Origin of the sequence: Roseiconus lacunae (assembly GCF_008312935.1) — a bacterium.
In the GTDB taxonomy this organism is placed as follows: Bacteria; Planctomycetota; Planctomycetia; order Pirellulales; family Pirellulaceae; genus Stieleria; species Stieleria lacunae.
The window spans coordinates 1-23,735 of the sequence record NZ_VSZO01000011.1; the positions used below are offsets into that span (position 1 = coordinate 1).

Here is a 23,735-nt window from a genome sequence, read left to right on the forward strand (position 1 = left end):
GGAAGATTAATTCCATCCAGTGCAGTCTACGAAAAGCTAAAACTTGTGTAGATACCAATGCCCAGTGGGAGAGTGAAATGACTTAAGCCGAATCATTCGTGTTCAACTGCTTAGTGCCCGATGGCTGATGGGCCCAACCCAATGATCTTCAATGCGCCAAATGTCTGATCGAGAAAGAGCACCATGGTGTGCTTAAGAAAAAAGCCCTCAACGGTACATTACCGTTGAGGGCCTAGCAGGTTCAGAAGTCTTATGCTTTGGAACGGGATTCGCAAAAGCGAAGGTGACCGTCTTGGAGCGAAGTCTTCTATAAGGTTACTGGTTCAGGGCTGTATCGATGACTTCGTTGCTCGCTCGAGTACCGAGGGCTCCCCAAAGGCCGTAAGGGCTTTTCGATCCTGGCGCCGAGCCTGGATGCGAAGTGTTGATCGCGGTGTTGTTGCGAACGGTTGGGTGACGTGAGTCGCCTGCTTCCACCGAGTCGGTCATAAAGACGACAGCGCCGTCGCCCATCAAGACGTGGACGCCGCCTTGGTGACGACTGCTTGGGGGCAGGACTCCGGTATCGAAGTCGCCGCCGCCGCCGATGCAAACCTCGCGGTTCGGTCCCAACATGGTGGTCATGCTGGTGTAAGTGGGGCAGGAGTCTGTCCAGCGGTAGCCGCGTTTCCAGCCGGTGCTAACCAATCCAGGGTTAGACGTGTTCCCAACCGAGGGGTCCCAGAATCGGGGGCGTTCTGGATCGATCAGGTTTGCGTCTTGGCAGGCCGAAGGATTGTCGTGGATGTTCGTCCAGCCGATGTTGAAGTAAGGCTCGGTGCGGACGTCGCGGTCACCGAGGCCGGTAGCGATTTCGCCGGCCGCGATCGTGTTCGACAAACCGTCAAGTACGTCGCGGAACTTCATCGCTCGTCGGTTGTAGAAGAAACCACGGTTAGATGCATTCGCTTGAGCAATATGGCCTTGGTTCCAGGTGTTGTTTTCCCAACGCCAGAATCCGTGATTCACCCAGTCGGTTGCATCGCCGATACATGCGGCGTAGTTGGTGCGAGCCAGTCCGGGAGGCGAAACGCCAGGATCCGATGGGCATCGCAGCGTTGGCAATTGAGTTAGCCATGGTTCATAGGTGCCGTGCCATGGGTGGGGGCCCATCGCGGGAAAGTCAAGCGTTCCGTCGCCGTTGGCATCGTATGACGAGGAAATCTTGTCCCAGATACCTTGCTGCTCCATAAACGGAGTCAAGCCAATCAGCCAGCTCAAGCGGTGCCGGTTGTTCGCTTGAAGGTCGGTGCTGCCGATTTGCCCGTTGGTGCCAAGGTGGTAGGTACCACCGGCCTGCTTCGGAAGGCTTTTGTAGGCCGAGTGATAGTTATGAAGGGCAAGTCCAATTTGCTTGAAGTTATTGCTGCAGCTCATGCGGCGGGCTGCTTCGCGAGCGGCTTGGACGGCAGGAAGTAGCAATCCTACAAGGATGCCGATAATTGCAATTACAACTAGAAGTTCAACCAGGGTAAAGCCGCTACGCGACTTACTTAGTGGAGTTTGTGCCATGCAAACATGTTCTCCGGGGAAAGGGAAAATTAGTTAAAAGGAAGGGACGGAGTATTTAACTTAGGTGTAAAGTATTTGGCCTATCCTAAATGCTCCAGTTCACTTGCGAATTCCTCCGAAGTTGTTCGCAGAGATCGGTCAGGCACGTTCCCACAATGGGGAACGAAGATCCCTTGCCCACCTTTCGAGAATCGAAAGACCCTGACTAGTGGACCCTCCTTTGGCGGTCGCCTGAAATTATGGCGTTCAACGGAACCGCAAAGCCCGATTGGGGTTCAACTGTTTAAACAGCCCCTTATTTTCATATCGCGTCACCTATGCTCTCTGAGACCGTAAGCCAATCGCCAAGGATGGTAGAAACACTGCTGGCATCACTTTATCTGCCGCGGTGGAACACTTCGATGCAACTGATCGGGAACGGTGAGACGCTAAAGATCCCAGTCGGAACCGCCGGGTTGGTCGTTGTCCAGGGCGGCGAGGTGACGGTTTCGTTGGCCGGTTCCAGCGAGTCGATTAAACTGGCGGCTGCCGATCACGCCGTCTCAACCGGATCTCAAGATGCCGAAATCCGTCCTGTCTCGGGCGCGGCGAAAGTTCTTGTGGCAACCTTCGATGCGATCGGCTTGGAACACAATCGCATTGACAAGCTTTTGCCACCGCTGACGTTGGTTCAGTCACGGGAATACGAAAGTCTGATGCGCACCAATGGGTTGTTGGAAAACGCAACCCGCTCGGGGCTAAACGCTGACAATTGGGGCGACCAGCTGATCATCAGCAAGCTGGCCGAAGCGATCTTGTTGCAAGCGCTCGCGACCGAACTAGATCGATCGATTCCCGATCTTTATGACATGCCCCAGGAATTGATGGAGGCATTGTCGGATCGCAATATCGGGCCGGTGATTCGAAAGATCTGGTCTGACCCTTCGTTGCCGTGGACCGTTCCAATGATGGCTCGGTTGGCGAGATTGTCGAGGTCGACGTTCGCCGAACGCTTCCGTTCCCTTGTCGGCGAGCCTCCGTTGCGCCACCTCACGGAGGTGCGGATGAAGCTCGCGTGTCGCTTGTTGTCCGAAGGCGGGCTTGGCGTTACCGCGATTGGCCGGATGGTCGGCTACGAAAACGGTTCTTCGTTCAGCAATTCGTTTAAGAAGTGGTCGAATCTTTCTCCACTCGAGTTTCGCAAACAGGCGCATAATGGCGCAGATGAGAAGGCCGTCGAGGGGGCGTCCGAACCGGACGTGCCGTCAGGGCAGCCAGCATACTGAGGTGTGTCTCGCCCCGTCACTCGCTTCTAACGGGCGGTGTTTCAGAAACCGATTAGCCTGGTTTGGAACAAGGCTCGGACCTAACGGAATCAGCGTCGGGCGTTTGGTCTCTGCATCGCGGTTCCGCCGAGGCGAGGGCCAGTCGGCGAAACCTGAACAGCAAAAGCAGGGCGGAACGAACGTGAGTGTTCGTCGTGCCTGTTACCGAGATTGGGTATCGCTACTTGAGTGTTCAATCGTTGTAGCGGTCAAAGGTTGAGGAGCAGGGGCGACCAACGTTTCTAAGAACGCGATGATTGCGTCACGCCCGGGTTTGGGAAGCGACAGAAAGCGGTCGCGTGTCGCGGCGGATTCTCCTCCGTGAAGGGTGATCGCTTCAAGCAACGTTTCGGCGCGTCCGTCGTGCATGTAGGGGGCCGAATCGGCGACGCCCCAGAGCGGCGGTGTTCGCCATTCTTCATTAAACCGTGTCGGTTCGAAGCGAAGTCGAAGATACTTATCAAGCCAAACCGAGGTGGTCGTCGTATCTTCGAATTCACCTAATAGGTCTCGTGAAATTCGCATGTTCGACTCTCGGCTGGCGACGCCACCAATATTAATCCTCTCGAGGTTCTTCGTTTCGCTTGTTTCATGAATCTTGTCCGTCGATCGTGGCGCAAGCAAGACCATCTGCGACGGGTAGTCAGGAGCTTCGAAAGATAAGCCACCGGCAAGGTTTCGGCTCGACACGGGGGTACCAGATCTGTTGCGTGACGACCTCTGGTAGGGCGAGTAGCCTCGGGTGCCGCGGCCGTTGCCTGCGCCGCTTGCCGCTGGGTTGAAGTCAACCGACATTGCCTGTTCGAGGGTCTCGCTCTGGATTTCTGTCGAAGGTCCGTAGTAAGCCCCCATGGATGTTTCCAGGCCGGTGCCTTGACCGCTGATCCGCCGAGTTTCCGAGAGTCTTGGGCTCGTTTCAATCGTTGCCTTTCGGATGTAGGGTTCGGCATGGTTAAGGTCCATCAAGCCGGAGCCCATTTCGTGGAGCAGCAGGTCCGTGTAGGCGCCTTTTGCGGGACCGAGGTCCGGCACATGGCAGACGGCGCACCCGACAGATGCGAACAACTGTTCGCCTTGCAAGACCACCTGTCGGTCATCGGCATCCTCTGGGATTCGGCGGGTCGGGACCGGAAGTGCGGCAAGGTAATCACGCATCGCAAGGACTTGTTCGTCGCTGATATCGACTGACGGATTGCGATAGTTCGGGTCGGTGGGGTCGGTGGGTTGGGGGCGACGTTTCGTTTTCAAACCGACTTCGTTCGCGCAAGCTTGATCGGTAAACTCTGCGAGTGACGCAAGGTTGGCTCGCCATCCGAATTTCCCATAGCGTCCGTCCCGAAGCGTCGAGGGGCGGCCACTGATTTCCGGATGCTTTGACTGAATGGAGACTTGTTGTTTAAGTACTCGGTCCGGGACTTGATCGAGCAGTCCGGCGCCAAATAGTGCGGTGGTGTTGCGTTGATAAAGTCGGGCCTGAGCGGTGATGGTGTATTCGCCAATTTGGTTTTGGATCTGAATCGGATACGCGTTGGCGAGGCGTACCTCGGCGGCATTTTTCAGGCCGCCTTCGTCCGCAAACTTGGCGGGGAGCAGTTCAATCAATTTTGTCCTGCTGGAATCATACGCAGACGTCCCACCAAAGTGAGAGATCGCGCAGGTGTTAATGATTGTCCCGTCGGACAAGCGAAAGCCCGGATGAAGTGACGTGATCATGGTTGCCAATACATCCGGTGTCACGCGACCGCCGTCGATTCGCATCTTTTCAATCCCGATGGTCTTGGCATTGAATCGTGCATCACCGCCACCGCCTGCGCCGCCTTGGTGATGGCAGCCGACGCACGAACTTGCGTTGAAGAGCGGTCCCAGGCCATCGCTACCAAGCCGAGGGTTACCGCTGGTCCACTGATGCTCAAACAGTCGTTTACCTTGAACGATGTTGGCTTGATGCTCTGCGACCGGAACATTCGCCGCAGGCGATGCGGCATCGGACGCGGCGTTTGGAACCAATAGTGTGGCGCAGCATGCCACCCACAACGTCGTCTTCATCAAGATTCGCCTCACGTTTGAAGATTTACTGAGAAAGTCATCCTGGGACACAACCAGGCTGAGGCGTCATAGGAGGCATTTGACGCGTACTGATTTGGCTGGCTTTCCCCATCCAGCAGTTTCGCTGAACGCCGAGCACAATTTCACTTTAGGGGGACGGCACCCCCGTGTCAATGAAATTGCCGGCGTATTTTGACCGGGCGGTGAATATCACAAGCGGATCGTTTAGGTGCCTCAGAATTTCTTTTTTTCACCGGTCCAAAAGTGTTTGCATGATGGTGTTTGCAGGCCGGTGATCTACCCGCAATGCTCGCTCCGGTTTGTGGCTAATGCTTCGTTCCAAGTCGGTTTTAGGATTCGCCGTATGGCGTTGGCCATGGCGTCGTCGCAATCACCGGGGCGAACGCCAGTCGGCTGATGAGCCGAACTCGTTTTTTCGAATGGAACGAAGTACTTGTTGTCGGCCGAGTGGCTACGTTCGCAGTGTCAACAAAAACCGAAGCGTTAGTTCGGTCCCAAGTCCTGCAAGGCTGAGTTGATGTTACCGACATAGACCATTGCGATCCGCATGATGAAGAACACGAGTAGGCCCATCACGGAGATCCAAATGACTCCGGTGACAATGCCCGATATCGTTCGCATCGCCATTTGTGAACGGGCTTCGTATTCATCGGCAATATGCTCGATCGATTCGCTTTCGGTTCCTGACAGTTCGGATACTTCGACTAACTGCAAGAATGTATCGGGAAAGATATCTGTTAAACGCAGCGCTTCGGACATCGTTGAACCGCGTTCTTGGATCGCTACCTTCACTGTTTCGGCGCCGCTTTCGTAGTAATCGCTGCCGGTGCTCGCCAAGGCAAGCTTGACACTGCGGATCGGATCCAGTCCGGCCCCGATCGCGATCGCAAGGATGCGTGTGAATCTTGCCAGTGTGATCGTTTGAAGTGCCGGGCCAAGTTTGGGAATCAGGTAGAACACCGGGACCAGATTGTGCACGCCGCCGAGGTTTTGCCGAAACCCATAGATCACCGCTGCGATGATGGCGGCAAAACAGGCGATGTACAGCCAGAACACCAGCACGCCCGATGTGCCACGTAATCCCAGCCCGAGGATGTCGGTCAGTTCTCCGCCGCCGACAGGGGTGAGGATGCCCATGATCCAGATGACGATCGAGAGCACACCGATGGCAAGGACCAACTGAATCACCGGCCATGCGATCGATGACATGAACTGTCGCCGCAGTTTCACTTGTTGTTCGTAGTGTTCGGCTAGCGTCAGAAACGTCCGCTCGAGTTTGCCGGTTGACTCGCCGACATGAGTCATCGCGATCATCAGCCGAGGAAAAAAATTGGACTGCTTCTGCATCGCTTCGTGGATTTGGAAGCCCGATTTGATCTCTTCGAGCAACTCTGAAAGTGCTGCTTTCTGTCGGGGAGAGCCATACTTGGTTTCCGCTTCGAGCAACATCAGTAGGCTCGCGCCTGCTCGCAGTCCGACGCCCAGTCGTCGACAGAACGCACCGGCGGCAGAGATCGGCATCTTGCTAAACATTAGGGACGTTTGGTTGCTGGGGCATGGTGATGCCGAGTCGTACGAGTAGCGGCATGGCGTGGATTGGCATCGTGTTGCTCGCGGTGTGATCGCGTCGAGGCCCACGGGTTACGACGGCTCTCCGCCGGGGGCCCATTGTCAACGCGAACGCCGCAGCGACAATGGCCAGGGGGCGACATTCACACCAGTTTTTCTGCGGGCTTTTGATCGCCGAAGCGACATGTGCAGAGGGGGCGGGTCGCAGCGATTTATTGATCAAAACGGGACGCAACGACGGAATTTTGCTGATTTGATTATCTACCGATCGCTCCGGTGGTTGTTCGAATGCCGTCGAACGACGAACATGCCTGTTCAAGGAACGACCACCCCACTTTCCTCCATTTGACCAATCATGACTTCCTCGTCTGAATCGGGGCCCGCGGATTCGTTCGCCGGTCCCTGCGCGGTCGTGCTCGCGGCCGGCAAAGGCACTCGCATGAAGAGTGATTTGCCGAAAGTTTTGTGCCCTGTTGTCGATCGCCCGATGATTCATTTTGTGATCGACGCGTTGGAAAAAGCCGGCATCCATCGGCAGATCGTTGTCGTTGGCTATGAAGCTGATGCGGTAAAAAAGGAGCTTGGGTCGCGGCCGGACTCGAACATAGATTTCGTACTCCAGGCGGAGCAACTGGGCACCGGTCACGCCGTTCAGTGCTGCCGGGAACAACTTGAGCATCAGTCGGGGCCGACGATCGTCGTTGCCGGCGACTCGCCACTGATTCAGCCGAACAGCCTTCAGACGCTGCTCAATCATTTTAACCAGACCAATCCCGCGTTGCTTTTGGGGACACTTAAAAAGGACGACCCAACCGGTTTGGGGAGGATCGTTCGTAGTGCAGATGGACAATTCACCGGGATCGTCGAACACAAAGACGCGACGCCCGAGCAATTGGAAATCTGTGAAGTCAACATGAGCACGTACCTGTTCAACACCCCCGATTTGCTCGAGTCGCTGGGACGGTTGAAGAACGATAACGCTCAAGCGGAATACTATCTGACCGACTGCGCGCGATTGCTTTACGAAGCCGGTCGACCTGTGGAAGCCCTGCCCGCACTTCAACCTTGCGAGTCGCTTTCGATCAACAATCCGGACGAGTTGCGTCTGGTCGATGAAACTATGCGGAAGATGGGATATGCGTGAGCTAAAGATTTTCAGCGGCCGGGCCAATCCCGAACTGGCGATGAAGATCTGTCGCCACTTGCACTTAGAGCCCGCTGCGATCTCGCTGGGGAAATTTCCCGACGGTGAGAATTTTTGCAAGTTGGATGAAGACGTTCGTGGTCGCGACGTTTTCTTGGTCCAGCCGACGTGCCCGCCAGTCAACGACAACTTATTCGAGTTGTTGGTGATGATCGATTGCTGTAAGCGTGCTAGCGCCGAGCGAATCACCGCGGTGATTCCATACTACGGGTACGCTCGCCAGGATCGCAAAGACGAGGGGCGAGTGCCAATTACGGCCAAAATGGTCGCCAACCTAATTACCCGGGCCGGCGCCGATCGTGTTCTGACGATGGACCTACATGCCGCTCAGATACAGGGTTTCTTCGACGTTCCTGTCGACCACTTGTACGCCGCACCGGTGCTCAATGAGCACTTCTCCGGTCGCGGGCTGACCGACGACAAGATCGTTGTGGTCAGTCCCGATGAGGGAAGCATCAAGCGTGCCGTCGGTCACGGTAAACGCCTCGGTGGGCCTTTGGCGATCGTCGACAAACGTCGGACCAATGCCCTGGAAGTTCGGCAAAGTACGATTATCGGTGGTCCGATCGAAGGCAAGATCGCGCTGATGTTTGACGACATGATCAGCACGGCCGGTTCGATTTGCGGGGCGGCAAAGCTGGTTCACGAAGCCGGGGCCGCGGAGATTCACATCGCGTGTACTCATGGCGTGCTATGCGGCCCTGCCATCGAACGACTTCGTGAAGCTCCGATCGATTCACTCACCGTCACCGATTCGATCCCAATCCCGTCGGATAAGATGTTGCCCAAGATGGTCCAGTTGACCGTCGCGCCATTGTTGGCCGAGGCGATCAAGCGGATCCACCACGATCAGTCGATCAGCGAACTGTTTCGCGAGCGGTAGCGAACGTTGAAAAACGGCGGCTTGTTAGCAGCCGCCAATGACGGACCGCAACAGTTCTAGCCGCATTGGTAGGGACGTATCGCACTGCTTCGTCAGTGGCAGTGTTACCGAGCCATCGGCTCGAAGTGTCGTTGCCGCCGAATGGATTCCGGGGCGACCTGACGGTAGGAAGCAACGCGCCAATTCCGGGCCGGGGTCAATCCCGCCGATTTGCAGTTTCACCTGGGGCGGCTCATTCGCCAGGTGCTTGCGGTGCGGTGATCCGATCCGAATTTCGGGAGGCAGCTCAGTCAACGTGTCGACAAGCGACTGGTTGCGAGCCCACAGCATCACGGCAGCCAGGTTGCTGTGTGCAGTTAAATTCACCAGGACGGCTCGGCGAAGTCGACGTTCATCGATTGCGGTGTTGGATTCGGAAATGAATTTGACGAGCAAGTCCGCCGCTGCTATTGCTTCGCCCTCGGCAAAAGGTGCATCGGTCAAGATGACTGCAAGCGAATTGCTTTGCAAAATTGTTTCCTGTTCAGCCGATGTCAAACCAGCGTCGTGATCGATTCTGAGATCACGATTGCGGCGATTCTCGATCAGTCCCGCGATCATTGAGGCGGATACGGACGCCGATTGAATCAGCTGACCAGCGGGCCGTTCCAGTTGCCGAGGCAGTCGTGTCCAGCGCGACTCGCATTCCCCGATCAGCCATATCGTTTCGGCGTGCGTGCGAATGTCTCCCAAGGTTGCCGTGACGACTCCGTCACGCGAGATTGTTCGTGCGGCCGCGTGGAGTTCATCGAGAGGGCCGTCAGCGGCGAAACGCACCAAACCGCGTTCATGCCAACTTACAAGTTCTTTTGATTCTTCGATCGTTTCTTGGTCAAACGCGACTACGGGGGCCGCCGATAGTTTGAGCGTCTGTCGAAGTGAAGATAAGTCGAGTTCCGAGAAATCAAACGCCGACGTATCGATCCGAGGCGGCATCGGGTTTCGCGCCGCTTCAAGCTCGGTGGCGGCCACGGGGCACTGGAGTTGTGGAGATTCGTTTGAAGTTGTGGACGAGGTCTGCACCGGCCATTGCAGATCATCGCAGCACAGTGGGCAGAACGGACAAACGAAGGTGGACGCCACGAAAATTGGCCTTACGGGCTGAAGTTGTTGCCGGGGAGATTGCAAATCCGTATCACGGTCAAGCTTTGGTGGTTGATCCAGATTGATTGCGGATCCAGCTGCGGTGCGTTCGTCGAGGTTAAGGTGCAATCAACGTAGCCAACGCCATACGAATGATAACCGTGGCTAACGCCGTAGGGCCGATGAGGCACAGGCTTTCCGGCGTCGGCGCTGGTCCACCTTCCCGCGTGCGGGAAGGTGGGGGAAGCAACATCGAAAGTTGCACTAGGCTTTGGGGGCCTTGCGAAGGTCCAGCCATTCGGTGTGGAAGGTGCCTTCTTTGTCAGTCCGCTGATAAGTGTGGGCACCGAAGTAATCGCGTTGGGCTTGCAGCAAATTGGCGGGCAAGCGTGCCATCCGATAACCGTCGTAGTAGCACAACGCGGTGCTGAACGCCGGAACGGGGATTCCCATGACCGATGCCAACGCCACGACTTTGCGCCATTTCTCCTGGCAGTTTTCCACGGCGTCCTCGAAGTACTTGTTGAGCAACAAGTTTTCCAAGTTCGGATCTTCGTCAAATGCTTCTTTGATCCGATCGAGGAACTGGGCGCGGATGATGCAGCCACCACGCCACAGCAATGCGGCCGCACCGTAGTCAAGTCCCCAACCGTGTTCGGCTGATGCGGCTTGTAGCTGCACGAAACCTTGAGCGTAGGAAACGATTTTCGAAGCATAGAGTGCCTGACGAACCGCTTCAACGAGTTCAGCTTTGTTGCCGGCGAGCGACTTGGCGATCGCTTGCAGTTCGGGGTTGGAGGCAGCAGCGGGGCCGTTGAGTTTCTCACTGGCGCGAACACGGGCTTCCTTTTGAGCCGACAAACCGCGGGCGAAGACGGCGGTGGTGACCAGGGTGCTCGGGACACCCAAGTCGAGTGCCAGTTGGCTCATCCATTTCCCGGTGCCCTTCGCGCCGGCGACGTCAAGAATTTTGTCGACCAGGAATCCGTCGCCGCCTTGATCGTCCTTGACGCTGAAGATGTCACGGGTGATCTCGATCAGGTAGCTCTGCAGTTCACCGTCGTTCCACTGCTCGAACACGTCGTACAGTTCTTCGTTGCTCAGGCCGCCAAGTTCGCTCAGCAGTTGGTAGGCTTCGCAGATCAACTGCATATCACCGTATTCGATGCCGTTGTGAACCATTTTGACGTAGTTACCGGCACCACCACTACCCAGCCATTCGCAGCAGGGGATGTCGTCATTGGGACCAACCTTTGCGGCGATCGATTGGAACATTTCTTTGATATGCGGCCATGCGTCGGCGCTTCCGCCGGGCATCAAGCTGGGGCCTTTGAGGGCGCCTTCTTCGCCACCACTGACACCGCAGCCGACATACAGCAGGCCGGCTTCTTCGACCTGTTTGACGCGACGTTCGGTGTGTTCGAAGTATTCATTGCCGCCATCGATGATGATGTCGCCGGGTTCACAATGGGGCAACAACTGCTCGATGATCGCGTCGACGGCGGGGCCGGCTTTGACCAGCATCATTAGTTTCCGTGGCCGTTTGACGGATTTGACGAACTCTTCGATCGAGTGGGTTCCGACAAAGTTCTTGCCTGCCGCGCGACCGTTGATCAAATCATCCACCTTGCTGGTGGTTCGGTTGTACACAGCGACCTTATAACCGCGACTTTCGACGTTCAGGGCCAGGTTCTCGCCCATGACCGCCAAGCCAATCAATCCAAAATCGCAATCGCCGCTCATCTTTGTGCTCTTCAGGCAAATAGGTGTGAAGTTATCTGTTGGCTGCAAATTCTACGGCGTGCCAGAAAAACCGAAAGCCGGGGGCGCGAACACTAACGGGGAGCTAAAATAAATGGAGAGGCGGTACAGGTTTTGCATCAACGCGAAAACGCCAAAATGCCAAACCGAGCCCGGCCCGGTGGAAATCGTCTGATTTCCGCCGGTCACTGTCCGCCGAACGCCCCACGCTGGCTGAAACGCCGTTCTCGTCCGATTTTTCGCTCGCAATTGCACGCATTCTTGGCTGATTTCGGCTTGTTTCTTGCCCAGCGGCTGCTGACTAATTACTGTCACAGAACTGTATCTTCTCTTTCCCACGCTCCGAATCTTCTGGTCGCGACCTTGAAATTGGTTTTCCCGATGAATCGTCCTCTCCGCGCCATTCCCGTCGTCCTGGCTGTTTTACTGTTCTCGGTCCCCTCTGCCGTGTTCGGGCAGGACAATGGTGGCGGCACAGGCGGCGACACCATTAACTTTGGCCAGCCCATCGCGGGTGTCGATGTCGACGCTGCGGGGGTGTTAAAGGTTCGTACATTTGATCCCCGCGTCGCGCGGCAACGCCTGATGGCCGCCCGCCAGATGCGTGACAACGATCTGATGCGTTCGAGTGAACTGCGAAAAGTCTCGCTACAGCGACTCGAAAAAGCGGTTCAGGAACAGCTGGCGAACAAAGGCGAATTGAGCGACGACATAAAAGGCTTGGCCGGACTGACCAGCGTTCAATACGTGTTCTACTACCCAGAAACACAAGACATCGTGCTCGCCGGACCTGCCGAAGGTTTCGTCGCTGATCCCACCGACCGGCTGGTAGGAATCGAAACTGGCAAGCCCACCGTGCTGCTCGAAGACGTCGTGACCGCACTGCGGGCCTTTTCCCCCCACGGTCAGCCAACCGGTGTCATCAGCGTTTCGATCGATCCAACCGCCGAAGGCCTACAGCGTATGCAGCAATTTTTGGCCTCGGTTCGTGGTCGTGTGCGTCCCGGCGACGCTCAGCAACTCGCCCATGGGCTGAAGAACAACCTCGGACTGCAAACCGTTTCGATTCGCGGTATTCCTAATGACACCCACTTTGCCCGCGTTCTCGTTGAAGCCGATTACCGAATGAAATTGATCGGGATCGGACTGGAACAATTGCCCGTGCCGGTGAAGAGCTACGTCGAGCGTGCTAATCCGGCCGCAGTCGCTGCGAACGCGATGGAACGTTGGTATTTTCAGCCGACCTACGACGGGATTTCGGTCAGCGAAGACGGTCTGGCGATGAAAATCAACGAACGTGGCGTTCAGCTAGTCGGCGAGAACGAACGAGTCGCAGGTGGCAACCGAACGATTACCAAACGAGTCAACAAGGCCAGCCAAGCGTTCTGCCAAGACTTCACCGAGAAATTTCCCCTGATCGCAGATCGTGTCCGGATCTACGCCGAACTTCGGCAGTTAATGGACGTTTCGATCGCCGCCGCTTACATCCAGGAGCAAGACTTTTATGGTCAGGCAAATTGGGGGATGCAAGTTTTGGGCAGTGAAAACAGCGTCGCAGTTCAGACCTACACCGCGCCTGAGCAAGTCGAAACGGCCGTCAACGCAATCTGGCGTGGTAGCACGCTGATGACTCCTCTCGGCGGTGGCGTTCAAATGCAACCGCGCAAAGCGTTGACCAGTAAGAATTTGGTCGTCGATCGCGACGGAAAAAACAACGCAGTTAAGCAATCGGCTGGCCCTGCTAATCTGGACGATGGTCAGTGGTGGTGGGACTGATTCGCTTTTCAGCCATCTGAACCCTAAACTGGTCAGTGAAGGTTTCTCCTTTGCTGGCCAGTTTTTTTATGGATCGAGAGCACACGCCCATCACTCCGCCTTCGGCAGCGGCCGACGACTCGCAGGTTCCCGCTTGCCCGACAGTGGAATCGTCCGGATCGATCGATGTGAAAACGCCATCTGCTTCGGCAAACACCCCGATGGTGGTGATATACAACCAAACACAAAGTTGCCCCTACTTGGATGGGCAAGTCGCTCGCATGCCGTTGGAGCATCCCGTCATGCGACTTGAACCGGCGGGGTTGGACGATCTGCTTGTCAACGGATACCGCCGCACCGGGCCTTTTTTCTACCGGACACAGTGTCCGAGTTGCCGCGAGTGCATTCCGGTGCGTGTCGACGTAAACCAGTTTCGATTTTCATCTTCGATGCGGCGGATCATCAATCGCTGTGACCGTGAGTTACGTGTCGTTTGGGGAACCGCCAAGGCTGACCCCATTCGATTGGATCTGTTTAACCGCCATCGTTCAAAGCGAGAATTGACTCAGAACGGGCCGAGCAGCCTGGCTGACTACCACGAATTCTTAGTGGCGACGAGTGTCAATACCGCAGAGATCGCGTTGTACCGGCAGGAGAAGCTGATCGGGGTGGCGATCACCGACGTCGCGGCGAACTCACTCAATGCTGTTTACACGCACTTCGACCCCGATTTCGCGAAGTACTCCATCGGAACCCTGGCGATTCTGTTGCAGTTTAAGAAGGCTCTCGAAACCAACCGCCGGTATGTCTATTTGGGGTTATACGTGGCCGATAACTCGCACTTAAACTACAAACGCCGGTTCCAGCCTCAACAGTGGCGGGTCGATGGTCAGTGGGTCACGATTGCGGCAAAATAATACAGGTCGTGTTGTATCAAATTGCAACGTTGGCAATTGATTCGGGCGCCCACTCGAAAAAAATCCTTTGGCACAGAAATTTCACGTCAGTCCGATTCATCCCTCAAGTGATCGGCCAACCGGCTTGTTCAAATCCCCCTGCGATTGGAGCTTTCGATGATGCGTTTTGCTCGCTGGCGTATAACACGTAGCGTTTGCTCGCTGATGATCGGCATTGGCGTAGGGGCTTGTGGCATTGTTGTCAGTGCAGATCCACCGGACCCAGAGCGTGCCATCGCATCGGGCGAGTTTGCGATCGCTAAAATGTTAGTGTCGGGAGCATCTGCCAAATCGGGCTCTGGTTCACAAGTCAACGCGATTAACGGGGCCGAGCGGCGTGACCGCTGGTTGGGGCAGGTTGCTCAGTCACAGCACCGACTCGGGGACGCCGAGGGGGCCTTGGCGACGCTTTCCCAGATCGATTCCCCTCAAGTGCGGCGGAGTGTCGCCAGCGAAGGGAACGTGTTTTTGGGCGAAAGTGGGCCGAAGTTTGGTGGGGGCCCAGGCAACCCGAACAGTGCCGCCGGCGGTGGGGCGTTCGCAGATTTCGATAGCCTGATGCAACTGATTCAAACAACTGTCGTTCCCGACACGTGGGAAGCACTTGGCGGAAACAGCACGATGGCTCCGTATCCTCAAGGGATCTATGTCGATCCGCGAGGCACCGTCTCGGTCGTCACTCGATCGCAAGCGGGCGCAGACTTCGGGAGGAATCGCGGTGACGGTGACCACGGCGAACTGGCGAATCTCAAGAGTCGGCTCAGTCAATCGCCACGTCATGTGACCGCCGACTGGCGATCGCCCTCGACGATGAGATGTGTTTCGTTGCGACGGCTGCGCGACACCATTTCACGACGCCGACTACTCGGTCAGGAACTTGGTGAAGTCGTTCTGCATCTGGCCGGATTGTCGCGAGCAGAGTACGTCGTTCTTACCGAAGATGACATCATCGTCGCGTCTAGGGTCGGTGGCATCGATGACGTGGGCGGATGGTTGGTCGATCGTCAAACAGGGATGGTCACCATGCGGTCCGATTTTTTGGCTCGTTGTCTGAAATCGACGTTGTCCGATTTGCCGTTCGGTTGCACCATCGATCCGACCGCCGAGGGGCTGCAGGCGGCAATGCGAATGGCCGATGAGATTCAGGGGGGCCTGCGTCCGATCGCAACCTCCGCCGATTCGATGGCCTCGGCACTCGGCATGCAACGTGTCGAGGTCTTCGGTGCTCCCGGAAACAACGCGGCCGCATTGCTGATGGTCGAAGCCGACCGACACATGAAGCAGCTAGCCCTGGGAAAGCATCCGATGCCCGAGGGCGCGATGAATTACTTGGATGCCGTCGATCGCTTGATCGCTGATGGCCCCCCAAAAGATTTGCTGTTGCGGTTATGGTTCACCGCCGATCCGATGCGGGTTCGATGCGATCATGATCGGCAGGTCTTCGAACTTTCCGGAACTCCGATCAAGTTAAGTCGCGAAAACCAACAAGCATTGGCGACGGGACAACGCGGTGACGTGATCGCCGATCCGCGAAGTCAGTTGTTCGTCGAAGACTTTAACCGCAACTGGACTCGACTTCGTGATCAGTATCAACTGTATGGCGCACTGGAGTCGCTTTATCATGCCGCCGCGGTTTCACAATTGATACGCCAATACGGAACGCTGCCGATTCACCGACACTTGGCTGAGAGCTTGGCGGCCGAAGACGAATCCGACGATTGGAATTTACATCCTCCGCAAGAAGTCGCTTCGATCGCCACCCGTCATACTGTCCGGCATGGCAAGCAACGGCATCAGATTATCTTAGCTAGCGGTGGCGTCTTCGTTGAATCCAAGTCGCTGCTCGAAGCCGACGCGGTGACCTACGCGACGCTTGGCGATCAACACGACCATCTTGCATTGCCGCCGGTTCAAGACGATCGCTGGTGGTGGGACCTTCGCTGATCATGCGTCAGAACGTTCAACGAACGTCCTTGATACAGAGACGCGCGGAATTCAGGGCGATGGGGTAATCGTTGTGCCAAGGATGTCGTCGAGTCGCCGACGGATGATTTTGGCCCACAATCGATAGCCATCTTCGTTCAGGTGAAGTTGGTCTTTGATGAACAGCTCTTTGCGAGGTGTCGCGTCGGATCGAAGGTAGTCGCCGGCGGTAGCGATGAAGTAAGTGTTGGGGGTCGTCAACGCAATTTCTCGCAATCGTTCGTTTACCTTGCGGATCTTATCCCATGCTTTAAAGCGGCTGTGCGTTGGAGTGATTTCGATCAAAAAAAATGGCGTGTTGGGGCGGTGTTCGTGGGCCGTCGCAACGATTTGCCGAGCTAACGATTCAATCAATTCTGGTGAGTGATCGTCCGGCTTTCCGGAGACCCCGTTACCGACGAACATCACGATCGCGCGATATTGGTGTGGCGTAATCAATCGCTCGGCAAACACGGCCATGTCGGTGAATTTGGCGCCGCCGTATCCTCTTCGAATGGTCTGATAGGGCGCCATGTCTTGTTCCATGGTCTTCCACAACCGAATGCTGCTGCTACCAATGAACAAAATCGCATCCTCTGACGGCTCGATTTGTTCGTTTAGTCCATCGAATGCGGCAATGTCCTTTTCCCATCGCTCGGTCGCTGCGGCTCGGTAGGGCCCGAGCAAGTCGTTAGCGTCCGATTCGATCGTATTCGATTCTTGTGCGGGGGCTGTCCCGGCGCCCATCGACGCGATCATCACAAGCAAGCAGCAACAGCGTAGCCAAGAGTTTCGAGAATCCATGATTCGTCTAAGCCATCGAAGGGGTCGGGGAGGTGGTGGGCTGGTTTCCGTCCGGTTTGTCCGTGCGATCACGGTGCACCAGAATATAAACGCATGGTACCAGCAACAACGTCAAGATGGTGCTGACAACCATTCCGCCAAGCAGGGCTCGGGCGAGCGGGATCATCGCTTCGTTTCCCGGTGCCAGCTGGATTGACAGTGGCAACATCGATGCGACAAGGGTGAGCGACGTCATCAAGATCGGTTTCAAGCGGACGCCCGCGGCGGATAGCATTGCATCTTTGACACGTTGACCGACGGCTCGTCGTTGATTGGCAAAGTCGATCAGCAAGATCGCATTGTTAACCACCACACCGACCATCATCAACGTTCCCATCAAGGACTGGATATTTAGTGTGGTGCCGGTCGCATACAAGACGACGACGATCCCACCAAGGCCGAGTGGGACCGACAACATGATGATCAGCGGATCGACAAACGATCGAAACTGAGCCATCAAAATCAAATACACCAGTAGCGTCGCGACGGCTAAACCGATCCCGAGCATTCCCAGACCGGATCGCATTTTTTCTACCGGGCCTCGTAGCGTTACGCCGACACCATTTTCAAATTCCATCGTCGCGAGGACCGCTTCGATGTCGGCAGCGACCGAACCGAGGTCGCGCCCGTCGACATTGACATGCACGTCGTTGACTCGGGAAATGTTGTAGTGGGCAATCTCACCGGGGATGTTGACTCGCTTGATGGTCGCAATATTTGAAATCGGTATCGTGACCGGACCATCAGGTGTGGCCAAAGAGATCGGCATGTTTCGGATTTCGTCGAGCGAATCGAACCGATTCGATTCGTATTGCACGCCCATGAAAAAGTCGACACCGGTTTTCGGGTCGATCCAAATCGTTGGGGCATAGCCGACGCTGGAACCCAGTGACGTCAGAATCGTTTTGGCAACGTCTTCTTGATCGACCCCCAAATACTTGGCGCGGGTACGATCGACTTGTACATCCAATTGCGGATAGTCAAGCGACTGGGCAATTTGAACGTCCGCGGTTCCGGGAATTCGCTGGACCGCTTGTACGATTCGTTCGGCCGCGTCTCGGCATTGCCCTAGTGTTCCCGCGGAAACTTGCACATTGATCGGAGTCGCCACGCCTTCGTTGAGCGCCATGTTGACGATCCCACCGGAGACAAACAAGAATCGCTCGAGAGGATACTCATCGGCCAATCGTTCGCGGAGCCGACCGATGTACTCTGACGTCCCGGTCGTTCGATTGGCCTGTTTCAGATTCACGATCAGGTAAGCGGTATCGGGCCCCGAGTTGCTACTGAGCACCGTCGAAAACCCCGCTCCCTTGCCGACGGGGAGGCCGATGTTAGCGATCAGCGTTTCGATCTGTTCCTCGGGAATGACCTCTTTGATGGTGTTTTCAATACGCTCGACGAGGCGTTCCGTTGCTTCCAGTTCCGTCCCCGGGGTCGTTTTGATTCGCAGTTCGAATGAACCCGAATCAACGCTCGGGAAAAGTTCCGTGCCAACTTGGGGTAGCCAATAGAAACTTCCGGCAACGACCGTGATGATGGCGATCGATGCGATCGCCGGTGATGCGAGCAAGCGGGACAGCAACTTGACGTATGCACCTGATCCTTTGGCGGTCTGCCGAGTCGGTTGGGTAGGATCGGTATCAGGCAACGCCGAGTCGCGGACAAAGGTGGCACAAAATGCTGGTACCACGGTCAACGCTAGGACATAGGACGCGCCGATGGTCAGGGTCGCGGCGAGCGAAAGCGGGGTGAACAAGTATTGGATCATGCCGGTCAAAAAGACCGCCGGCAGGAAAACGGCCAGCGTCGTCAGCGTTCCTGCGAGGATCGCACCGGACACTTCCGACGCGCCATCACGAGCGGCATCCATCGGCGTTTTTCCCATTCGCTGATGACGAACGACGTTTTCGACAACGACAATCGCCGCATCGACGACCGTTCCGATCGCAAGTGCCAAACCACCCAAGGTCATGACGTTGATCGTTTGACCAGAGTACGCGAACCCGAGACTACCGATCAGGACTGCGAATAACACACTGAGTACGATGATCACCGTGGGGAGGAAGCGTCTTAAGAACACCACGACAACAATCGCGACTAAGATCGAACCGAGACCGATTTGTTTGTAAAGATTCGAGATCGCATTGCGGATGTAGCTGGATTGGTCCGATACGAGCGTCACCTCGGTGGCTTCGGGGATGTCGCCCCGCTCTTTCATCTTTGGAATTTCAGCTCCGATGCCTTCATAGATCCGATCGACCACCGCGATTGTGTTTTCGCCGGGTTCGCGAAGTAGCGGGCAGTAAACGCTTCGTTTTCCGTTGACTCGAACGATGTTGTACTGCAGTGCCGCATCGTCTTCGACTCGGGCGACATCGCGAATGAAAATCGGGTGGTCGTCACGGACGGCGATGGCGATCGATTCAATTTCGTCGATCGTCGGCAGGGTATTGCGTGGATGGATTTGATAGTCGGTCCCGCCCATCCGCGCCGTCCCCGAGGCGAGCACCAGATTGCTTTTCTGAAGCGCGTCGACGACGTCGGTCGAGTCGAGGTGATACGCCTGTAGCTTCGCCGGATCAACGTAAATCATCATCTGGCGAAACTTGCCACCGAAGGGGTGCGGAATTTGGACCCCTTTCAGCCCGCCCATTTTGTTCCGAACGGCGTAGTAACCGATCGTGTAAAGCTGTTGCTCACTCAGACCCTCGCCCGAAATCGCGGCCAGCACGACCGGCAAATTGGCGGGCTCACTTCGCAGCGTAAACGGCCATTCGATCCCAGGCGGCAAGTGGAACATATCACTCGCTTCCAGATTCACAATGTCGTTCATCGCCGAACTTGCATCGGCCCCAGGTTGAAAAAAGACTTTGATTACCGCGGCACCGGGAACCGTTCTTGATTCCTGGTGTTCGATCTTGCCGGCCAACGTGAGCGCCCGTTCGACGCGACTGGTCACGGATTTCTCCATGTCCATCGTTGGCAGCCCCGGATAGGAAAAGAAGCTGACGACGACCGGCTTTTTAAAGTCTGGCAGGATGTCGATGGTGATTCCCGGAATGACGGCGACGCCGAGCACACCGAGTGCGATCGTTGCGGCGAGTACCGCAAACCGATTTCTCAACGAAAACTGAATCAGGCCCATGGATGATGACTAAAAGAAGTGAGCGTTGGTTGATTGGGTCCCCCGAAAAAGAGACTGCTAGTTCAAGACGTTGACGGATTGACCTTCGACGAAACGATTTAGATTCGCATCAATGACTTTCGCCCCGAGTGACAACCCATCGACGATTTCGATCATGTTTCCGTTGTCCGCGCCGGTTCGGATGGCGGCAATCTTGACCGTGTTTTTCTCGTCGACGACGTAGACCTGTGCGTTACCGTTTTCGTCAAAGTGAATCGCCCGTGATGGCAAAGTCTTCGCCATCGTTTTGGATTCAATGGCGATCGTTGCTTGTCCGAACATTCCAGGCAGAAGTCGACCGTCGGTGTTGTCTAAATCCACTTCAACCGGCATCGTTCGTGAATCGCGCAGCAGGTTGGATGAACGCCGCGAAACCTGGCCCGACAGCGGGGCTTGATCGGGAAAGGATGGAAAAGAAATCGAAACCTCGTCCCCCGGATTAACGTGCGAGGCATCCAATTCGGGGACGGGGATTCGAATCCGAACGCGATCGATTTGGCTGACTACCAGTAGCGGTCGGTTCGATGGTGAGACGCTTGGTCCGACTAGATTCCCCGGTTCGACATGCCGTTCGGTGACGACACCATCGATCGGAGCCTTGATCGTGGCATAGCCAATCATGACATCGATTTCTTCGAGTTCGCGACGCGCAATTTGAGTTTCGGCTTGGGCGGCGGCCATGTCTGCCTTCGCCGCAGACCGTTTTGCTTCGGCGACCGTGACCTGAGCTTTGGAGGATTCAATCGCCGACTGTGCCGACCGTCGCGCGGCCGATTCGCTATCGCGTTTCTTGCGAACTTCGTCGAGCACCCGTTGTTGGAGCGAACCACGCTGGACGAGGTCTTCGGTACGGCGGAATTCTGACTCAGCTGCTGCGAGCGAGGCATCGATTTGGTCGAGTTGGCTTTCCGCTTCCGCCAGACTTGCTTTCGCGGATTGAACCTCCGCGTTCGCAAGCTCGATTCCAGCGGACGACCGGCGTTCGGCAGCCCGTCGCCGGGCGATCCGCGCCTCGATCACTTCGCGTTGCTTACGTACCTCGGGGATATCCACCACCAACAAAGTGTCGCCTTGTTTGACAACGTCACCGATGTCGACTCGAAGTTCGCTGACATAGCCGCTTACCTTGGGGCGGATGGTACTTTCGAAGTAGGCATGAACCGTTGCCGGCTGGACTGTCGTTCGCGAGAGTTCCGTCTGGACCAGCGCCACCGTCCGTACCGATGGAATGAAGCGGTCTTTGTCCAGCAGTTCGACTTCACGCTGCGAACCGCAACCGGCACCGCAGACCGCGATCATCCAAGACAAGGCGAGCGAAGGGATGTGCTTCGTCATGTTCAAAAAAATTGTTGGTTCAGTGGTGGAGGCAATCTTCGGAATAACCGGCACAATCGTTACCGGTCGCCGTGTTTGCCCGATGCGTGCCTGCATCATAGTTATCACAACTCGTCTTTTGGATCACTCGATTGACATTCTTGGCAGTTGCGATCGGTTTGCCCGCTATGTCCCCTCCCTTCGTTTGCCGAAGCATGATCCGTAGAACCGTCGTTTCCGGAAGTCAATGGAGTGTGAGAGACAATGGGAAAGCGAATTGCAACGATCGGATACTTAGGCCTTGCCGGGGTGGTTGCCGCCGGTTGTTCGGTGCCAAACCTAAGTCTGCCGAGTCGCGATCGCTTGTCGCGAACTGCCCTGGCCGAACAATTGCACGTTCCCGCCGAGCAACCAAGACCCGGACAAGCATCGAACCGGAATATCGGCCCGGCACCGACCGCAACGTCGGGACAGATTCACACGGCATCAGCCGCGGCGGTAATGCCAAGACAGTCGCCCGTCCAAATGGCGGCGGCGTGGGAGGATGACGTGGCGGTCGAGATCGCAGCGATCAATGCCGCTACCGCAGAAGCGCCCAACAAATTGGCGGATCTGTTGGAGGCACCGTTGACGAATGCCGCGGAATCGGCCGTTGCAGATCGTTCGCTCACCCGAATCGCTGGCGTTCATCCGCTCGCCAGTCAATCGGTGCTCCTCGGCGGCAACGAAGCAGTCCGTTCGGACATCGATGGCAGTGTCCGCGAAACTGACGCCACTGCCGCGACGGGACTCAAGCTGAATTTGCCCTCCGCTCTGGCGATGGTGTCGGCCGGTCATCCCGTCGTCGGGCATGCCCGCTGGAGAGTCCAGCAGGCCTACGCGGAACTCGACCAAGCCAAAGTGCTTTGGTTGCCTTCGATCCAAGCGGGATTCTCCTTTCACCGACACGATGGGAACTATCAAGCGAGTGATGGCTCGATTGTCGATGTCAACCGGAACTCCTTTCAGTACGGATTGGGCAATCGCGCTACCGGGGCCGGGACGACTCCGAATCCTGGCATCATCGCCGAGTTTCACTTTGCTGATGCGATCTACCTACCACGCGTTGCCGAAAAAACAGCCTGGGCCCGTGGGCATGCCGCCGGTGCGGCGCTCAACGACACACTTCGTGATGTCGCCGTTGCCTACACGGATCTCGTCGAAGCTCAGCAACTGGTCGCGATCCTTGAATCGACCGGTCAGCGAACGGATCAACTGGCAAAGTTGACCGGCGACTTTGCCGACGCCGGTGAAGGTCTGAAAGCCGATGCCGATCGGATGCAAACCGAGTTGGCTTTGGTTGAAACAAGAATCGCGGAAGCGAAGCAGGAGGCGGCAATGTGTTCGGCCCGACTCGCGCAAGTGCTCAGCCTCGACGACACACGTTTGATTGAACCGGCAGAAATTGGCATGATTCCGCTCGACTTGAACCCTGCGGCGTCGTTTGAGGATTCATCCGGCCGCGGTCTGTTGGTGGCGACGGGGCTTAGTTTAAGGCCCGAGTTGAAAGAGTCGACCGCACTCGTCGCCGCGGCTTGTGAAGCATACCGGCGCGAGAAGTACGCGCCGTTGGTTCCCAGCGTGTTGCTTGGATTTTCGACAGGAGGATTCGGCGGTGGTTTGCGGGACGAACTCGACGATATCGACAGCCGCTATGATTTTGATGCCGCGATGAGCTGGCGTGTTCGTAACCTCGGTCTTGGGGAGCGTGCGGCGCGGCGTGTACGGTCGGCGGAGGTTCAGCAAGCGAAGTACGAACGACTTCAACGGATGGATCAGGTCGCACGCGAAATTACGCAAGCGTATGCCCAGGTAAAACACTCCCAAACTCGACTCGCGACGACGCGGCGGGCGATCGAAACGGCGACCAGTAGCTACGATCGAAACCTCTCCCGGATCCGTGACGGTGAAGGGTTGCCGCTGGAAGTGTTGCAGTCGGCCCAAGCGTTGGAAACCGCCAACGTCGCCTACTTGCGATCGGTCGCCGATTTCAACCGATCGCAAGTTCAGTTGCAATGGGCACAGGGCTGGCCCGTAAACGCCCCGCGGCAATCAAGCACTGCGCAGTGATCGTTTATTTGTGCGAGCAAAACTATGCGGTATGTGCTTAAGTTCACCGAAGCAGATTTGGACCGGCCGCCTTCCGAACCGGAGAAGATGGCCGAAATCGCGAGATGTTTGACGGCGAAACGCCCGTTCGGACGATGGACGTCGCCGA

General features: G+C 56.4%; 15 protein-coding genes. 7 read left to right on the forward strand and 8 right to left on the reverse strand.

The window, feature by feature from the left end:
• Positions 1–315: 315 nt before the first annotated feature.
• Complete coding sequence (locus FYC48_RS15905) at positions 316–1,551, reverse strand: DUF1559 domain-containing protein (RefSeq protein WP_149497725.1); 1,236 nt, start codon at positions 1,549–1,551, stop codon at positions 316–318.
• A gap of 317 nt (positions 1,552–1,868) precedes the next feature.
• On the opposite strand from FYC48_RS15905, the gene FYC48_RS15910 reads away from it, so the two are divergent.
• Complete coding sequence (locus FYC48_RS15910) at positions 1,869–2,816, forward strand: helix-turn-helix transcriptional regulator (RefSeq protein ID WP_149497726.1); 948 nt, start codon at positions 1,869–1,871, stop codon at positions 2,814–2,816.
• 201 nt (positions 2,817–3,017) lie between these two features.
• Here FYC48_RS15910 and FYC48_RS15915 read toward each other — a convergent pair whose 3' ends face one another.
• Positions 3,018–4,901: a di-heme oxidoredictase family protein gene (locus tag FYC48_RS15915; RefSeq protein ID WP_149497727.1), complete on the reverse strand. Its 1,884-nt coding sequence runs from the start codon at positions 4,899–4,901 to the stop codon at positions 3,018–3,020.
• A 504-nt stretch (positions 4,902–5,405) separates the two neighbouring features.
• The gene (locus tag FYC48_RS15920; protein ID WP_235034279.1) at positions 5,406–6,443 is read right to left on the reverse strand and encodes a type II secretion system F family protein; all 1,038 of its coding nucleotides are present in this window, start codon (positions 6,441–6,443) and stop codon (positions 5,406–5,408) included.
• Positions 6,444–6,846: 403 nt separating this feature from the next.
• On the opposite strand from FYC48_RS15920, the gene FYC48_RS15925 reads away from it, so the two are divergent.
• Positions 6,847–7,635, forward strand: coding sequence for a sugar phosphate nucleotidyltransferase (locus FYC48_RS15925; RefSeq protein ID WP_149497729.1), 789 nt, complete (start codon positions 6,847–6,849; stop codon positions 7,633–7,635).
• Positions 7,628–8,578 (forward strand): ribose-phosphate diphosphokinase, encoded by a 951-nt coding sequence (locus FYC48_RS15930; RefSeq protein WP_149497730.1) that lies wholly within the window; start codon positions 7,628–7,630, stop codon positions 8,576–8,578. Before FYC48_RS15925 ends, FYC48_RS15930 begins: the two co-directional genes overlap by 8 nt.
• 24 nt (positions 8,579–8,602) lie before the next feature.
• Here FYC48_RS15930 and FYC48_RS15935 read toward each other — a convergent pair whose 3' ends face one another.
• Positions 8,603–9,589 (reverse strand): hypothetical protein, encoded by a 987-nt coding sequence (locus FYC48_RS15935; RefSeq protein ID WP_149497731.1) that lies wholly within the window; start codon positions 9,587–9,589, stop codon positions 8,603–8,605.
• A 375-nt stretch (positions 9,590–9,964) separates the two neighbouring features.
• Positions 9,965–11,443 carry a decarboxylating NADP(+)-dependent phosphogluconate dehydrogenase gene (gene gnd / locus FYC48_RS15940; RefSeq protein WP_149497732.1) on the reverse strand — a complete coding sequence of 493 codons (1,479 nt, stop codon included), beginning with the start codon at positions 11,441–11,443 and terminating at the stop codon, positions 9,965–9,967.
• Between the two features lie 399 nt (positions 11,444–11,842).
• Here gnd and FYC48_RS15945 point away from each other — a divergent pair, with 399 nt between their 5' ends.
• The 3 genes from FYC48_RS15945 (at position 11,843) to FYC48_RS15955 (ending at position 16,116) form a co-directional block, all read left to right on the forward strand.
• Positions 11,843–13,237 carry a DUF1598 domain-containing protein gene (locus FYC48_RS15945; protein ID WP_149497733.1) on the forward strand — a complete coding sequence of 465 codons (1,395 nt, stop codon included), beginning with the start codon at positions 11,843–11,845 and terminating at the stop codon, positions 13,235–13,237.
• A 35-nt stretch (positions 13,238–13,272) separates the two neighbouring features.
• Positions 13,273–14,133 (forward strand): arginyltransferase, encoded by an 861-nt coding sequence (locus FYC48_RS15950; RefSeq protein ID WP_149497734.1) that lies wholly within the window; start codon positions 13,273–13,275, stop codon positions 14,131–14,133.
• 156 nt (positions 14,134–14,289) lie between these two features.
• Positions 14,290–16,116, forward strand: coding sequence for a DUF1598 domain-containing protein (locus FYC48_RS15955; protein WP_160149566.1), 1,827 nt, complete (start codon positions 14,290–14,292; stop codon positions 16,114–16,116).
• Positions 16,117–16,167: 51 nt separating this feature from the next.
• On the opposite strand, the gene FYC48_RS15960 is transcribed toward FYC48_RS15955, so the two are convergent.
• Genes FYC48_RS15960 through FYC48_RS15970 form a run of 3 tightly spaced genes read right to left on the reverse strand, consistent with a single transcriptional unit; the run spans position 16,168 to position 21,499 of the window.
• Entirely contained in the window at positions 16,168–16,938 is a 771-nt protein-coding gene (locus FYC48_RS15960) for a GDSL-type esterase/lipase family protein (RefSeq protein ID WP_149497735.1), read from the reverse strand.
• A 7-nt stretch (positions 16,939–16,945) separates the two neighbouring features.
• Positions 16,946–20,125 carry an efflux RND transporter permease subunit gene (locus FYC48_RS15965; RefSeq protein WP_149497736.1) on the reverse strand — a complete coding sequence of 1,060 codons (3,180 nt, stop codon included), beginning with the start codon at positions 20,123–20,125 and terminating at the stop codon, positions 16,946–16,948.
• Positions 20,126–20,182: 57 nt separating this feature from the next.
• The gene (locus FYC48_RS15970) at positions 20,183–21,499 is read right to left on the reverse strand and encodes an efflux RND transporter periplasmic adaptor subunit (protein ID WP_160149567.1); all 1,317 of its coding nucleotides are present in this window, start codon (positions 21,497–21,499) and stop codon (positions 20,183–20,185) included.
• Positions 21,500–21,742: 243 nt separating this feature from the next.
• Here FYC48_RS15970 and FYC48_RS15975 point away from each other — a divergent pair, with 243 nt between their 5' ends.
• Positions 21,743–23,587, forward strand: a complete 1,845-nt coding sequence (locus FYC48_RS15975) for a TolC family protein (protein WP_235034280.1) — start codon at positions 21,743–21,745, stop codon at positions 23,585–23,587.
• The last annotated feature ends 148 nt before the right edge of the window (positions 23,588–23,735 follow it).